Genomic DNA, 15,803 nt, shown 5'->3' with positions numbered 1-15,803 from the left:
AGGTTTGGGCAAAACTGAAAGATTTTGTTAAACTAGCAACTGGTTGATTAAATCCAGGTGGTATTTCCTGGTTTTCTTTTTATAATTTTTTTGTATTCATGCTTGGGAACACCTACCATTATTGTTCCATGGTTTTTATGATCCTTTGGAAGATTTAATTCCGATTTCAATGGAGGCCAAAAAGAGGCTGCAACATTGAAAAAACCTGCCCAGCAGGTACCAAGGCCTAAACCCTGGGCTCCAACTTCAAGATATGAAATTGCAGTGGCACAGTCTATGGCAGCTGTAGGGGCATATTTGGATGAGTGGGCTATGATAAGATGAGGGGCTCCTCGAAAGATTCCGTCAAATCCAGCTTCAAATCCCATAACTACATGATTTAAATTCAAAAGAGCAGCAGTGTCAGGTTGTTCTTTGATCATGTATTTCATCCAATCTATCACCATTTGACTAAAGGTCTTAAGCTTTTCCTTTTCATAGACAATTGTAAAATTAACAGATCTGGAATTATGGCCTGTTGGAGCTGCAAAACCAAGATTTAAAAGTTCTTCTATTTTTTCCTTTGGAACTATTTCATTTTTATAGGATCTTATTGATCTTCTAGACCTTAAAATATATTCAATATTTTCTTTTGAAAGTATTTCGTTTTTATTTTTTTCAATAAAATCAGAGTCTGTAAATCCTTTAACCTTAATTGCCCCTTCAGGACATACAGCCATGCAATGACCGCATTTTATACATAAACTCTCTGGGGCTGGAATAATTGTTATTTTTTTTTCTTCTTTGGAAAATCCAAAGATTTTGACTGGACATTCGTCTATACACTTAAAATCCAGTACACATTTGTCGTGATCAATTGAAACTGACATATTTTCTCCTAATTATTATTCGTTTCTTAGTCCGGCCGTCAGTCTATTCTTTTTCAGGAAAAGATCAAGAGCATGATTTGGAGATTGAACAACCAGATCCGAGTTGATTATTGACTGGGAAAAAGCTCCTTCTTCACCTATTATACAAATTCCCAATTTGGAATGTTTCAGCATCAGCCTGTCATTTAATCCGTTTCCTATTGCTGCTGTTTTGTTTTTTCCAATTTCTTCAAGATATTCAAGTTTGAGAGTATCCTGGTTTTTGCCTGAAATTACTTTTATTTTGCAATCATAGTTTTTGAGTTTTTCCTTAACACTTCCATGGGTGTCTGCGGTAATAAGATGGATTTTTGAAATTTTTGAAAGTTTTTCAAATCTTTCTTTTATTCCGGGCAGAGGCTCTCCATCAGTGGCAATTGTTCCATTATAATCTAATAATATATTTTCTATTTCTATGTCTTTTATTCCGGGTATGGAAATTTTAATCATGTTTTGTATCTTTTTTTTAAGTTTTTCAAAACATTGATTTGTTCTGAAACTTACTATTGTTATTGAAGAGTTTTTATATTTTTTTGATGAAACAGCCCCTTTTAAATTATCTTCTGTTTTCTAGCTTTTTTTACCAACAATCATCTTAAGTTTATTGTTTGATGTTTTTTTACAATTAAAACCATGTTAAAAACATTGATTGGTAAATTCAAGTTTTAAAATAAATCAGTTTTTGTGTTGATTATTAATTTGTTTTTATAAGTAATTCTGGTTTTTAGTCAATAGTTAAGTATAGGTTTTAATGAAATCAAATTAAAAAGGTAAAATGACAGAAAACAATTTTATAAGCGTAATTATTCCTGTTTACAACAGGGCCTGGTGCATTCATCAAGCAATTGATTCTGTGCTTGATCAAACATATAAAAACATAGAGCTTATTATTGTTGATGACGGCTCTGATGATGAAACAGGTGATATTTTAAAAAATTATGAAAAAAACCATGGGATTGTCAAAGTTCTTTTTCAGGAAAATAAGGGGGTAAGTGCTGCAAGAAATTTTGGCATTAAAAACTCCAGGGGAGATTTTATAGCTTTTCTTGACTCTGATGATTTTTGGGAACCCAAAAAACTTGAAATTCAGGTTGATTATTTCATTGAAAACAAAACTGCAATTGTTTGTCAGACAGAAGAAATCTGGATAAGGAAGAATAAAAGAATCAACCCTAAAAAAAGACATAAAAAACCTTTTGGTGATATTTTTATTCCCTCCCTTTCCCTTTGTTTGGTAAGTCCTTCTGCTGTGATGATGAAAAGGGAGTTTTTTTATAAATCAGGGTTGTTTGATGAGAAAATGATTGCTTGTGAAGATTATGATCTTTGGCTCAGGGCATCTCTTTTATTTGATTTTCATTTGATTGAAAGCCCTCTTGTTGTCAAAAGAGGAGGTCATGAAGATCAGCTTTCTTCTCTTCCTTTTCTTGATAAATTTAGAATTTATTCTATAAAAAAAATTTTGGATCAGGGAATTTCACACAGGGAAAAAGAAGTTGCTGCCATAGAAAAAGCCATTGAAAAATCTTTGATTTATATGGAAGGGTGTAAAAAAAGATTTAAAATGGAAGAATATTTTATATATAAGTCCTTGAAAAGGGAAATGGAGGAAAAGCTATGAAAGTACTTTTGTTTGCTGCCCATGGAAGCAGAAAAGTTAATTCCAATTTGGAAGTATCTTTGTTTTTTGAAAAAGTATTAACTGGCCTTGGAAATAAAATTGATAGGGGAATTTGTTGTTTTCTTCAATTTGGGAAACCTGGAATAGAAGAAGCCCTGGAAGAGGAAATAAAAAAAGGGGGAACAAAAATTTATATTTTCCCTTATTTTCTTTTTAATGGTGCCCATGTAACAGAAGATCTTCCTGAAATACAAAAAAAATTTAGTGCAAAGTATCCTAAAACAGAAATTATCATTCTTAATTCCCTTGCTGATGCCAAAGATTTTGATTTGTTTCTTTCAAAATTTATTGGTGAAAAAATATGATGGTATTTTTTTTTAAACAAATTTAGTTTTGATTAAAAAATTAGAATTTACTTATGGGTAAAATTGTTTTTCAAAAGCTTGAATCCTGGCAGAATATAAAAGAGAGTTTCTATTGCTGAAATTTTTTTATACAATTTCTCTTTTTATTTTTTTATCCCATTTTATTTGGGGAATGGAAAATGAAATAAAAGTTGAGGAAAATTTTTCACTTTCTGAAGAGCTGAATTTATTATCAGAAGAAATCAATAATAAGGAAGAAAAGTATTTAAATTCAATAAAAAATTTAAAAATAAAACATTATCTTTTGAGTAAAAAAATTAAAGAAATTTCAAATCTTGAAAATAAACGAAATGAATTTATTGAACTGAAAATCAAGGAATGGAAAGAAATTTTAACTGGGATTGAAATTCAAAAATCCAGGTTGCCCACTTTTTTAAAAGAAAAATTTAGAATTGAAAAAGATACTTTATTCAGTTTGTTTAATGAAGATATAGATTTTGAATTAAAGGCAGAAGCTTTTAAAAGTTTTTTTGAAAAAGAGAATTTTAAATCTATGAATTTTTATTTTAAAGAGTCTTCTTTTTTAATTAATAATGAAAAAAAATCAGGTAAAGCCTTAATTGGTGAAAATAGTATTGTTATAATCAAAACTGAAAATATTCTTTATTTATGGGATAAAAAAAATCAAGAATATCAAAAATTTACAAATCCTTTATTGGAAAAGATATTTTCAGGAAGTTTTGATGAGAATTTTTTTAAACCTGTGTTCATAGATTTAGATAATGAAAAAAACTAGTCTGATTTTTATATTTTTAATTTTTATCTCCAGTTTGTTGTATGGAGAGGATCTTTTAGAAGAGGAAAAAAAATTCTTAATTCAATCTGCTGATATTGTTAAAAATGAATTTAAAATCAGAGAAGAAAAATATTTAAAAGAAATTGATTTTTTAAAATCAGAAATTGAAAATTTAGAAAAAGATTTAAAAATTAAAAACACCCAGCCTGAACTCCTTGAAAAATTTCAATCTGAAAAAAATAAAACAAAAGAAATTGAAGATTCAGTCCAAAAAATTCAATTTTTCTTTCAAGAAACAAAAACGTTTAAAAAAGAAATTGAAAGGTTTTTTTCAAATAGTTCAAAGTTTTTTAAATTTGAATATAATTCAAAGCAAATAATTATGAATGGATATTTGGGAGGAGTATATAAAAGCGGTAAAGAGTATGGATATGTAAAAATTGACGATAAAGAATTAGTTTTTATTCAGGAAAAAATAAATTCTCAAAAAATTGAAAATATTTTTAATAATAACTCAGCTTATTTTCCCTTGTGTTTTGGTAAAGGAAGAAAAATGGAACCAGGTTTTATTGAAAGCGTTTTAGTCTATATTCAAAAGGGAGGGGTAATGATTTACCCCATTCTTTTAATAGGTTTTGCAGGAATTATACTCACACTTTTTCAGGGATTTATTCTTTTTTATATGAAAATCCCCAAAGAAAAAAAAGAAAAGGAGTTTTTTGAAAACCTGGAAAATAAATTTGTTAAAAGTTTTAAAAGATATCCTTCACTGAAATTTTATAAAAAACTTTATTTAAAAGAAAAAGGAAGTTTTTCTGATGAAATTATAAATTCTCTTTTGGAGAGGGAAATAAAAAAACTTGAAAAATTTAATCCCACAATAGCTGTTCTTGCTGGAATTGCTCCGCTTATAGGTCTTCTTGGCACTGTTACAGGGATGATAACAACTTTTAACTCTGCAGGAGGGGCTGGATCTGTAAAAGCTGCTGAAATGGCAGGGGGAATATCTGAAGCACTTCTTACAACCCAGTTAGGCCTTTCAATAGCTTTGCCTCTTATGATTTTTCATCATTTTTTTGAGCAAAGACTGGATCAATTTGTTTTTGATCTTGATGAAAAGAAAAATATATTTATGGCAAAATTAAGAAAAAAATGAATTTTTTAACCCAATTGTGGAAGATTTCAGGGGTATATTTTTATTTTTTGTTTATTGTTTCATTTTTACTTTGGTCATATATTTTTTATATTATTTTAAGTATTAAGTTTAAAAATATTGAAATGAAATCAGCCCATGCTGAAAATAAGATTTTAAAAAAATTAAATACAGTTTTTTTTCTTGCTGGAATCGCTCCTCTCATAGGCCTTCTTGGAACTATTGACGGGATTGTTGAAATTTTTAAAAATATCTGGATTTCAAAAGATATTTCTCCTTCAATAATGGCTTCAGGAATAGGACTTGCTCTAGCTACCACTCAGACAGGGCTTGTAATAGCTATTCCCGGAATAGCTGCAGGTAATTTTATAAAGGGAAAGTATTGCCCTGATAATAGAGTAAAAGTAAAAAAGGGAAAAAATAAATTGAGAGAAAAAATAAAAGGGAAAAACATTGTTAATGATTTAAATCTAACCCCTTTGCTTGATATGGTTTTTATTCTTTTAATTTTTTTTGTTGTAACTTCAAGCTTTATTGAAAATCATTCTATTGATTTAAACCTTCCAGGTGCTTCAACCGGGCAAAGTGTTGGAAAAGAAGCAAATTTTATTGTTTTAAATAAAAACAATCAACTTTTTTTAAATAGTAAACCTGTTTCCTATGGGGAGATCTCTTTGAAAATCAATGAGCTTGAAAAAAAAGATTTAATTATTTCAGCTGACAAAAACGTGGCTGCAGGAAAACTTATTGAATTAATAGATTTTTTAAGGAAAAATAAAATATCAAGTATTTCGGTTTCAGTGGAAAATGAAGAATAAGTTCATTGTCTTAATTTCAACCATGGGAGGTTTTATAATTTCTTTGGTTTTTTTTATTCTTCTTTCCTTTCTTTTTCCTGAAAAAAAATTAAACTCTCAATTTAAACAAAAATCCACCAATCTTATTTCCTTGAATTTAAGCCAGGAAAAGGCTTCAAAAGAAAATGAAAGTTTTGAAAAAAATTTTTCATCCAGGGTTAAAAATTTTGTTTTTAATGAAAAGAAAAAACCGGGTTTTTATCAGGAAAAAGAAGTAAAAGTCAAAGATTTTAAAAGCAAAAAGCTTGAATATGATCTTGATTCAATGATTAAAAAAGAAAGTTTTGAAAATAAGTTTTTTTCAAATGGTGAAATCAGGGATAAAGACAATAAACCTTCAAATATTTTTGATCTTTTAGAACTTGATAAAAAACCTTTTGTACTTGAAAGCTCAAAGCCTGAATTTCCTCTTGAAGCAAAAAGAATGGGAATTAAAAATGCAAAAATTTTGCTTAGATTTGTTGTAAACCAAAATGGAAAGATTGAAGATTTAACTATAGTTTCTTCAACCCATGAAAAAGTTTTTGATGAAAGTGTAATAAAAGCAGTGAAACAATGGAAGTTTTCCCCGGGAATTAAAAATGGGAAAAAAGTGTCAACTTTTGTTTATTTACCGGTGAGTTATGTATATAAAGATTAGCTTTTGTTTAATAATGTTTTTTATTTTCCCAATAAGTTTGAGTGGTGAAGAATCCTCTTTTTCAAATATTAAATCTCTTATTGAAAAAAACAGTCTTGAAAGAGCAACTCTTGAAATAGAAAACTTAAATGCTGATAATAAACAAAAATCTAAGTTTTATTTTATTATAGGTGAAAAATATTTTCTTTTAAAAAATTTTAAAAAAAGTCTTTTATGTTTTGAAAAAGCTGAGGGTTATGAAAATCTTAAAACTTTAAACTGGAATAAAGGCCTTTGTTTTTTTGGAATGAAAAGATATGATAAATCCTTTGACTGCTTTTTAAAAAGTATTAACAACAATTCAAGTGAAGAAGAAATTCTTCTTGCTGCAAATTCAGGTTATTTAAGTGAAAATTACACAAAGGCCTTAAAGATTTTAGAAGAAAAACAATTTCTGGATAAAAAAGAAGAAATGCTTAATTTAAAATCTCAAATTCTTTTTTCTCTTAAAAACTATGAAAAATGTCTGGATGTTCATAAAAAACTGCTGAAAATTAAACCCTATGACAAATTGTATTTCAATAATTATATAAAGCTTAAAAAAATTTTAAAAAAAGACATTAAATCAGATCTTTATATTCAAAAAGTTTTGGAAAAAGATTTTGAATTTCTTTTTGATTTTAATCAGGGCAATAAGTTTTTAAAAGTTTTTTATCATAAAAAATTAAGCCCTCAAAATCATTATGAAACAGCCAGGCTTTATTATGATTCAGGACTTTATATTAAAGCTTTTAAAGCAATAGAAAAAATAAAAACTTCTGATTTTAAATCAGATTTACTAAAGGCAAAAATTTTATTTATAAATGGCGAATATAAAAATTCAGGTGAATTGTTTTTAAGTTTAGCTGAGTTAAATAAAGAAAAATCAGGTGAATTATATTATTTTGCAGGAGAAGCTTATTTAATGGTAGGTGAATATGTAAAAGCTTTTAAATGCTTTAGTTTATCCCAAGATAAAAAATCAATTTATTCTGATCAGGCTTTAAATATTATAAGTGGTGAAATATGAAAAAAATTTTTATTTTTGCAGCTGTGTTTTTTATTTCAATCTCAGCTTTTGGAGAAGAAAGGCTTAAATGGCCTGAAATAAAAACAGATCTTCCCTTTGATCAATCAATTAAATTCAACAGGCTGGATAATGGCTTTAGATATCTTATCAAAACAAATAATACTCCTGAAAAAAGGGCTGCTTTGTACCTTGGAGTAATGGCAGGCTCAATTCATGAAACAGAAGAAGAAAGAGGAATAGCTCATTTTCTTGAGCATATGGTTTTTTGCGGTTCAAAAAATTTCAGCCCAGGAGAACTTGTAAATTATTTCCAGAAAATAGGAATGGATTTTGGAGCAGATACAAACGCACACACAGGATTTGATGAAACAGTATATAAAATTTATCTTCCAGAAGGTAAAAAAGAGGAATTAAAGGAGGGATTGATAATTTTAAATGATTTTGCTTTTAATGCCCTTATACCCGAAAAAGAGGTTGAAAGAGAAAGAAAAGTTGTCCTTGCTGAAATGTCAGCCCGTGATTCTGCTGATTATAGAACAAGGGTAAAACTTTATAATTTTTTGTTTGATGGTCTTATTTTACCAAAGAGATTTCCCATAGGTGAAAAATCAGTTCTTGAAAGTTCAGGCCCTGAAAATTTAAAGAAATTTTATAATTCAATGTATACACCTGAAAGAATGGTGCTTGCCGTAGTAGGAGATTTAGATCTAGATGAAACAGAAAAGCTTATAAAAGAAGTTTTTTCAGAAAAAAAGAAAACTAATGTTTTTAAAGAAATTTCTGATTTTGGAAAATTGAAAAATAAAAAAGGGATCCAAACTTTTTATCATTATGAAAAGGAATCAGCCAGCACAAGTGTTTCAATCAATTTTATAAAAGATATTGAAAGTAAAACCAGCAATTTTTTATACGAATCAAGCTGGCTTAAAAAATATATGGTTTCTCTTCTTTTAAATTACAGGCTTAATTCTCTTCTTGAAAAAAGTGACCAGCCCTTTGAATCTGCAAATACTTTTACTTTCCCTTTTATGAATCGTGTTTTGTGGTCAAATATTTCAGGTAAAACAAGTCCGGAAAACTGGGAAAAAACTCTTCTTATCTTAGGTTTGGAGCTTAAGAAAATTAAGGAAAACGGATTTTATCAATATGAGCTGGAAAGAGTGAAAAATGAAGTAATTAAGATATTTGAAAGGGGAGTTGAAACTTCTAAAACCAGGGATACAAAAGAACTTGCGGCCTCTTATATTTCTTCTGCCATGGGAGGTGAAATAATTGTTTCGCCTGAAAATGAGCAAAAGATTTTTTCTCCTTTTGTAAAAAACTTAACCCTTGAGGATTTAAATAAAAGTTTTGATAAAATCTGGGATCTTGACAATCTTTCTATTGCCTTAACAGGTAATGTATTGATTAAAGATAAACCTCTTGAAAAAATATCTCAGTCTGCAAAAAAGGCTTTTTTACAAAAAACAAAAGAAAAAAATGAAAAAACAGCCAAAGTTTTTCCTTATCTTGAAATTTCTGAACAAAAATCCGGGATAAAAGAAAAACTTGTTCTTGAACCTGAAGTTAAAAGAATAATTTTAAAAAATAATAATATAATAAATTATAAAAAAACAGATTTTGATAAAAATAAGGTTTTTTTTAAAGCATCCTTTGGAAGGGGAAAAGCTTTTGAATCTGAAAATAAAAAAGGATTATATTTATTAAGCTCAAGGGTTTTAAACTCTGGTAAATTAAGTTCCATTTCAAGTGAAGAGCTTGGGATAAGCCTTTCCAATAAAGATGTCTTTTTAAAGTTTGGAGTTGATGAAGACAGGCTTTATTTTACAGGCAGCTCCTCAAAAAATGACCTTGAAACATTGTTTCTTCTTTTTTATCATTATATAAATGATCCTGGGATTAAAGAAAATGCCTATGAGCTTTCCTTGAAAAGGCTTAAAACTTCATATGAAAAAAAGCTTAAATCAGTTGATGGAAACTTGAGTTTGAATGCCAGTGGTTTTTTTGCGGAAAACGATCATAGATTTGAGTTTTTAACCTATGAAGATGCAAAAAAAATAAGTATTCATGATATAAAGCAATTGATTAATGATAATTTCAAAAATCAGGCCTTTGAAGTTTCTATTGTTGGTGATTTTGATGAAGAAGTTATTGAAAACCTTAGCTTAAAATATTTGGGCGTAGATAAAAAGCGAAGTAAAATTAAACAACTATCACCAAAGCCTGTGGGTTTTCCAATGGGAAAAAACAAAGAAATTTTTGTAGATACAAAAATAGAATCTGCTTTTGTTCTTGGCGGGTTTAAAACAGATCATATTTATCCAATAGAAAACTCAAGAGCTTTAAGTCTTTGTGCAAGAATTATTGATGACAGACTCAGGGTAAATATAAGGGAGAATCTTGGCCTGGCCTATTCTCCTTTTGCATATAATCAGCCTTCAAAAGTTTATGAAAATTATGGAGGTCTTTTCATGGGAGTAAAAACTTCACCTGAAAAGACTGAAATTGTAAAAAAAGAAATAAAAAATATAATTTCAAGCTTAAAAAATAAAAAAATTACAGATGATGAGTTTGAAAGGGCTTTAAAACCACTTTTAAGTTCAATTGCAACCCAGGTTCAGCAAAATTCATACTGGCTTAATACTGTGCTTGACGGCTCCTTTCAAAATAAAGTTCAGCTTGAATGGGCAAAAACCATTGTCTCAGACTATTCTTCACTTACAAAAGAAGTTGTTCAGGAAAAATGCGACCAATATCTTTTAAAGGAAAACATTTCATTTCTTATAATCAAATCGAAAAAAGAGGACTAAAGTGAAACATCTGGTTTATTTCTTTTTGTTGTTTTTTTGCTTTGTACCTGGGGTTTATTGTCAAACTTCTTCAGGCCATGGGTTTGCCATGAATGGTGAAGTGAAATATAAAAAAGGTTTTTCACATTTTGAATATGTAAATCCCAATGCCCCAAAAGGCGGGGTTTTGAAAAGGGCGTCAACTGGAAGTTTTGATTCCTTAAATCCTTTTGTATTAAAAGGTCTTTCAGCAGACGGACTTGGTTATGTATTTGAAAATCTTTGTGTTCAGTCCGAAGATGAGCCTTTTTCAATCTATGGACTTATAGCTGAAGAAATAACAATTCCAGATTCCAATGAATATGTTGAATTTAAAATAAATGAAAAAGCAAGGTTTCACGATGGGCAAATAATTACTCCTGAAGATGTTATTTTTTCTTTTAATATTTTAATGGAAAAAGGATCTCCCATTTATAAAAAATATTATAATGATGTCTTAAATGTGGAAAAAGTATCAGATAAAAAAGTAAGGTTTAATTTTAAAACAAGTAAAAATCCAGAACTTCCCTTAATTATTTCCCAGCTTCCTGTGCTTCCAAAGCATTATTATGAAAAAAAAGGTTTTGAATCAGGGCTAATCCCTCCCTTGGGAAGCGGACCTTACAAAGTTAAGGAGTTCAGCCCCGGAAAATTTATTGCTTATGAAAGGGTGAAAAACTATTGGGGAAAAGATCTTTCTGTAAACAAGGGAATGTATAATTTTGATGAAATTATTTTTGATTATTACAGGGATGAAACAGTTTCACTTGAAGCATTTAAGGCAGGAGCCTATGATTTCCGCCTTGAGTATACTGCAAAATCATGGGCTGTATCCTATACAGGGCAAGCCTTTGATAAAGGTGAAATTTTAAAAGAAGAGATTTATCATAAAAACAGCTCAGGAATGCAGGGATTTGCTTTTAATTTAAGAAGTGAAAAGTTTAAAAACAAAAATTTAAGAAAAGCTCTTGTATATGCTTTTGATTTTGACTGGATAAACAAAAATTTGTTTTATGGACAATATAAAAGATCTCTTTCTTTTTTTTCAAATTCAGAGCTTGCTGCAAAAGGGTTGCCTTCAAAAGAAGAGCTTGAAATTTTAAAACCTTATAAGGGTAAAATTCCAGCTGAGGTTTTTGAAAAAGAAATGTTTCTCCCCAATACTGACGGAGAAAAGAATCTAAGATATTACTTAAGAAAAGCTTCTCAAATATTAAAAAAAGAAGGATATTTGGTTGAAAATGGGAAAAGAATTGACAAATATTCTAAAAAGCCCCTTGAGCTGGAGATTTTGATTTCAAATCCAGCCTTTGAAAGAGTTGCCCTTACCTATAAAAAAAGTCTTGAAAGGCTTGGGATAGGACTTGAAATAAGACGGGTTGATGATACTCAGTTTTATAATCGAATAAGAAATTTTGATTTTGAAATTATAACCGCTGTTTTTCCCCAGTCCCTTTCGCCTGGAAATGAGCAAAGATATTTTTGGGGATCCCTTGCTGCTGATACTCCGGGAAGCAGAAACTATTGCGGAATAAAAAATCCTGTAATTGATGAGATCATAGAAAAGCTTATTTCAGCAAAAGGAAGGCAAAATCTTATCAATCATTCAAAAGCTTTGGACAGGGTGCTTTTCTGGAATTATTACCTTGTTCCCCATTGGCATATAGATTCTTTCAGAGTTGCTTATAACAAGAAGCTTAAACACCCAGAAAAAACACCTGAATACGGAATTGGGCTTAATTCCTGGTGGCAGGAAGATTAAATGGGAGCCTATATATTTAGAAGACTTTTTTTGCTTGTTCCAACTTTGCTTGGGATAATCACCCTGAATTTTTTTATTATTCAGGCGGCTCCGGGCGGGCCTGTGGAGCAAATGATAGCCAAGCTTGAAACAGGGAAAGTAAATGCATTGTCAAGGGTTTCAGGGGATAAATCAATGGAAACCTTTTCTTCTGACTCAAAAGGCCTTTCCTCATACAGGGGGTCAAGGGGAGTTGATCCTCAGCTCATAAAAGAGCTTGAAATCCTTTACGGCTTTGACAAGCCTTTGCATCAAAGATATTTTAAAATGCTCAAGGATTTTATCAGTTTTGATTTTGGACAGAGTTTTTATAAAAACAAAAAAGTAATAACACTTATAAAAGAAAAGCTTCCTGTTTCAATTTCCCTTGGAGTCTGGAGTACTTTAATAATTTATCTTGTATCCATTCCCCTTGGAGTAAAAAAAGCTGTAACCCACGGCTCAAAATTTGATATTTACACAAGTGCCTTGATAACAATAGGACATGCAATTCCTGTATTTTTGTTTGCTGTTTTTTTAATAATCCTGTTTGCAGGGGGAAATTATTTTGATATTTTTCCCTTAAAAGGACTTACTTCCATAAATTTTGATGAATTGAGCTTTTTTGGTAAAATCAAAGATTATTTAAGTCATATTTTTCTTCCTGTTTTGTCTTTATCAATCGGCGGATTTGCCACACTTACACTTTTAACAAAAAACTCTTTTCTTGATGAAATTCACAAGCAATACGTATTGACAGCTAAAGCCAAAGGTCTTGATGAAAAATCAGTTCTTTACGGTCATGTTTTTAGAAACGCAATGCTTATAATAATTGCAGGTTTTCCTTCTGCGTTTATAGGGATGTTTTTCAGCGGTTCTTTACTAATTGAAGTTATTTTTTCTCTTGACGGTCTGGGGCTTTTAGGATTTGAGTCGGCAATAACAAGGGATTATCCAGTTATGTTTGGAAGTCTTTATATATTTACTCTTCTTGGTCTTTTTATAAGAATAATTTCAGACTTAACATACACTCTTGTTGATCCAAGAATTGATTTTGAAACAAGGACAGGTTGATTTTGAAAACCGATAAATTTGGGATGGCAAAAAAAAGATTTCTTTTGTTTAAGCAGAACAAAAGAGGGTATTATTCTTCAATAGTTTTTATAATACTTTTTGTTCTTACCTTGTTTGCTGAATTTATCGCAAATGACAAACCCATTTTTGTTAAATACGAAAACAAGTTTTTTTTTCCTGTTTTTATTGAATATCCTGAAACAGATTTTGGCGGAGATTTTTTAACTGAAGCAGATTATCGTGATTCTTATGTTCAGGAGCTTATAAATGAAAAAGGCTTTATGATCTGGCCTTTGATAAGATTTTCCTATGATACAATAAATTATGATTTAAAATCCCCGGCTCCTTCCCCTCCTGGGAGTGAAAATTTTCTAGGAACTGATGATCAGGGCAGGGATGTTTTAGCAAGGCTTATTTACGGATTCAGGATTTCAGTTCTTTTTGGCCTTTGTCTTTCTGTTTTCGGCTCTTTAATAGGAATAGCAGCCGGTGCTGTTCAAGGATATTTTGGAGGAAGGATCGATCTTTTAGGTCAAAGAATAATTGAAATCTGGTCAGGAATGCCTGTTTTATATCTTCTTATTATTTTGTCAGGTTTTGTCCAGCCAAGTTTTTTCTGGCTTCTTTTTATCATGCTTTTATTTTCATGGATGAGTCTTGTCGATGTTGTAAGAGCCGAGTTTTTAAGATGCAGAAACCTTGAATATGTAATGGCTGCAAAAGCTTTAGGGGTTTCAGATCTTAGAATAATGACAAGACATATGCTTCCCAATGCAATGATTGCTGCAATGACTTTTTTCCCTTTTATTTTAAATAGCTCAATAACTACACTTACCTCCCTTGATTTTTTAGGATTTGGAATGCCGGCAGGCTCTCCTTCCCTTGGTGAGCTTCTTGCCCAGGGAAAGGAAAATATCCAAGCTCCCTGGCTTGGAATTTCTGCTTTTATAACTTTATCTCTTATGCTTAGTCTTTTGATTTTTACAGGAGAAGCTGCAAGGGATGCTTTTGATCCAAGGGTTGAGGGATAAAATGGAAAATGATTTTATTTTAGAGATAAAAAACCTTGATATAAGTTTCAACAAAAAGGTTGGAAAAAGTATTAATTCAGTAAAATCTCTTAGTTTTACACTCAGGCAAAAGGAAACTCTTGCAATTGTTGGAGAAAGCGGTTCTGGAAAGTCTATTACTGCAAAATCAATAATTGGGCTTTTGCCCAAACCTCCTTTTTGTGAGGTTAGCGGTGAAATTTTATATAAAAATACAGATCTTTTAAAAATGCCTGAATCATATATTCAGAAATTGAGAACAAAAAAAATTGCAATGATTTTTCAAGAACCCATGTCCTCTTTAAATCCCCTTCATAAAATCGGCAATCAGATTGGAGAGGTTTTTTTAATTCATTCCGGTAAAAAAATCAAAGAAACAAGAAAAAAAGTGGTTGAGCTCTTGAAAATGGTGGGAATTCAAGAGGCTGAAAAAAGATATGATTCATATCCTCATCAGCTTTCTGGAGGTCAAAGGCAAAGGGTGATGATTGCAATGGCAATTGCGCAAAATCCTGATATTTTAATTGCAGATGAGCCAACCACTGCCCTTGATGTAACTGTTCAGGCTGAGATTTTAAAGCTTTTGGATGATTTAAAGCAAAGACTTTCAATGTCCATGATTTTTATAAGCCATGATCTTCTTCTTGTTAAAAGCATTGCTGATAAAGTCCTTGTAATGAAAGAAGGAAAGGCTTTGGAGTATGGAAATTCAAAAGATGTTTTTGAAAATCCTTCCCATGAGTATACAAAAAAACTCATGGGTTCAGACAACGATTTTGGATTTGATGAGAGTTTAAGTGATGAAATAGTTTTAGAGGCAAAAAATTTAAAGGTCTGGTTTCCCATTAAAAAAGGAATTTTAAAAAGAACAAAAGGTTTTATCAAAGCTTGCGATAAAATAAATTTTTCACTTAAAAAAGGTGAAACTCTTGGAATTGTGGGAGAAAGTGGTTCAGGAAAAACAACCCTTGGTCTTTCACTTTTAAGGCTCATTGATTCAAGGGGTGAAATTTATTTTAAAAACAAAAGAATTGATAATTTAAAGCCTTCACTTTTAAGGGAAATCCGATCCCAAATTCAGGTTGTTTTTCAAGATCCCTTTGGGAGCTTAAACCCCAGGATGACTGTTTTTGAAATTATCTCAGAAGGACTTCTTGTCCATAAAAAATTTGATCTCCAAAAACGAAAAAAAATTGTAAAAGATGTTTTAAAAGAAGTAATGTTACCTTTTGATAGCCTTAATCATTATCCCCATGAGTTTTCAGGAGGACAAAGACAAAGAATTGCAATTGCAAGGGCATTGGTGGTTGAGCCTGAGGTTATCCTGCTGGATGAACCCACTTCATCTTTGGACAGAACAGTTCAGTTTCAAGTAATAAGTCTTTTGAAAAATATTCAGAAAAAACATGGGATTTCCTATATATTCATTTCCCATGATTTAAAGCTTGTAAAAGAAATAGCAACCAGGACAATAGTTATGAAAGAGGGTAAAATTATTGAAGAAAACAATACAAGAGAGCTTTTTTTAAATCCTGTAAATGAATATACAAAAAAGCTTATAAATGCTTCTTTTTTTAAGAGATTAACTGGTTAACTAAATAAGGAAGGTAAGTTTTACAGCCCTTTTTGGTAAATTTTCTTTTTCTTGACAATAAGATTGTTTCATTGATAAATGGATGACTAT

Annotated in this window: 14 protein-coding genes; 12 read left to right on the top strand and 2 right to left on the bottom strand. The window is 30.4% G+C overall.

The genetic code is table 11. The features are described from left to right. Positions 1–47: 47 nt before the first annotated feature. Positions 48–869, bottom strand: coding sequence for a nitroreductase family protein (locus RBR53_02300; GenBank protein ID MDY0131477.1), 822 nt, complete (start codon positions 867–869; stop codon positions 48–50). A gap of 15 nt (positions 870–884) precedes the next feature. Next, entirely contained in the window at positions 885–1,358 is a 474-nt protein-coding gene (locus RBR53_02295; protein ID MDY0131476.1) for an ATPase P, read from the bottom strand. A gap of 325 nt (positions 1,359–1,683) precedes the next feature. On the opposite strand from RBR53_02295, the gene RBR53_02290 reads away from it, so the two are divergent. The 12 genes from RBR53_02290 (at position 1,684) to RBR53_02235 (ending at position 15,713) form a co-directional block, all read left to right on the top strand. Beyond that, positions 1,684–2,529 (top strand): glycosyltransferase family 2 protein, encoded by an 846-nt coding sequence (locus tag RBR53_02290; protein MDY0131475.1) that lies wholly within the window; start codon positions 1,684–1,686, stop codon positions 2,527–2,529. Beyond that, the gene (locus RBR53_02285) at positions 2,526–2,894 is read left to right on the top strand and encodes a CbiX/SirB N-terminal domain-containing protein (GenBank protein ID MDY0131474.1); all 369 of its coding nucleotides are present in this window, start codon (positions 2,526–2,528) and stop codon (positions 2,892–2,894) included. Before RBR53_02290 ends, RBR53_02285 begins: the two co-directional genes overlap by 4 nt. A 112-nt stretch (positions 2,895–3,006) precedes the next feature. Further along, positions 3,007–3,690 (top strand): hypothetical protein, encoded by a 684-nt coding sequence (locus RBR53_02280; GenBank protein ID MDY0131473.1) that lies wholly within the window; start codon positions 3,007–3,009, stop codon positions 3,688–3,690. Next, complete coding sequence (locus RBR53_02275; protein MDY0131472.1) at positions 3,677–4,846, top strand: MotA/TolQ/ExbB proton channel family protein; 1,170 nt, start codon at positions 3,677–3,679, stop codon at positions 4,844–4,846. The genes RBR53_02280 and RBR53_02275 overlap by 14 nt, the downstream gene beginning before the upstream one ends. Next, positions 4,843–5,661, top strand: a complete 819-nt coding sequence (locus RBR53_02270; protein MDY0131471.1) for a biopolymer transporter ExbD — start codon at positions 4,843–4,845, stop codon at positions 5,659–5,661. The genes RBR53_02275 and RBR53_02270 overlap by 4 nt, the downstream gene beginning before the upstream one ends. Further along, the gene (locus RBR53_02265) at positions 5,651–6,340 is read left to right on the top strand and encodes an energy transducer TonB (protein ID MDY0131470.1); all 690 of its coding nucleotides are present in this window, start codon (positions 5,651–5,653) and stop codon (positions 6,338–6,340) included. Before RBR53_02270 ends, RBR53_02265 begins: the two co-directional genes overlap by 11 nt. Then, positions 6,324–7,388 (top strand): hypothetical protein, encoded by a 1,065-nt coding sequence (locus RBR53_02260; GenBank protein ID MDY0131469.1) that lies wholly within the window; start codon positions 6,324–6,326, stop codon positions 7,386–7,388. Before RBR53_02265 ends, RBR53_02260 begins: the two co-directional genes overlap by 17 nt. Continuing rightward, the gene (locus RBR53_02255) at positions 7,385–10,198 is read left to right on the top strand and encodes an insulinase family protein (protein MDY0131468.1); all 2,814 of its coding nucleotides are present in this window, start codon (positions 7,385–7,387) and stop codon (positions 10,196–10,198) included. The genes RBR53_02260 and RBR53_02255 overlap by 4 nt, the downstream gene beginning before the upstream one ends. 1 nt (position 10,199) lies before the next feature. Continuing rightward, positions 10,200–11,978 carry an extracellular solute-binding protein gene (locus RBR53_02250; GenBank protein MDY0131467.1) on the top strand — a complete coding sequence of 593 codons (1,779 nt, stop codon included), beginning with the start codon at positions 10,200–10,202 and terminating at the stop codon, positions 11,976–11,978. Continuing rightward, positions 11,979–13,070 carry a microcin C ABC transporter permease YejB gene (locus RBR53_02245; GenBank protein MDY0131466.1) on the top strand — a complete coding sequence of 364 codons (1,092 nt, stop codon included), beginning with the start codon at positions 11,979–11,981 and terminating at the stop codon, positions 13,068–13,070. 2 nt (positions 13,071–13,072) lie between these two features. Then, entirely contained in the window at positions 13,073–14,101 is a 1,029-nt protein-coding gene (locus RBR53_02240) for an ABC transporter permease (protein ID MDY0131465.1), read from the top strand. After that, the gene (locus RBR53_02235) at positions 14,073–15,713 is read left to right on the top strand and encodes a dipeptide ABC transporter ATP-binding protein (protein MDY0131464.1); all 1,641 of its coding nucleotides are present in this window, start codon (positions 14,073–14,075) and stop codon (positions 15,711–15,713) included. Before RBR53_02240 ends, RBR53_02235 begins: the two co-directional genes overlap by 29 nt. Positions 15,714–15,803 lie beyond the last annotated feature (90 nt).

This window comes from Desulforegulaceae bacterium (assembly GCA_034006035.1).
In the GTDB taxonomy this organism is placed as follows: Bacteria; Desulfobacterota; Desulfobacteria; order Desulfobacterales; family JACKCP01; genus JACKCP01.
Note: the sequence above shows the minus strand (reverse complement) of the source record. Positions and strands in the feature narration are given on the sequence as shown.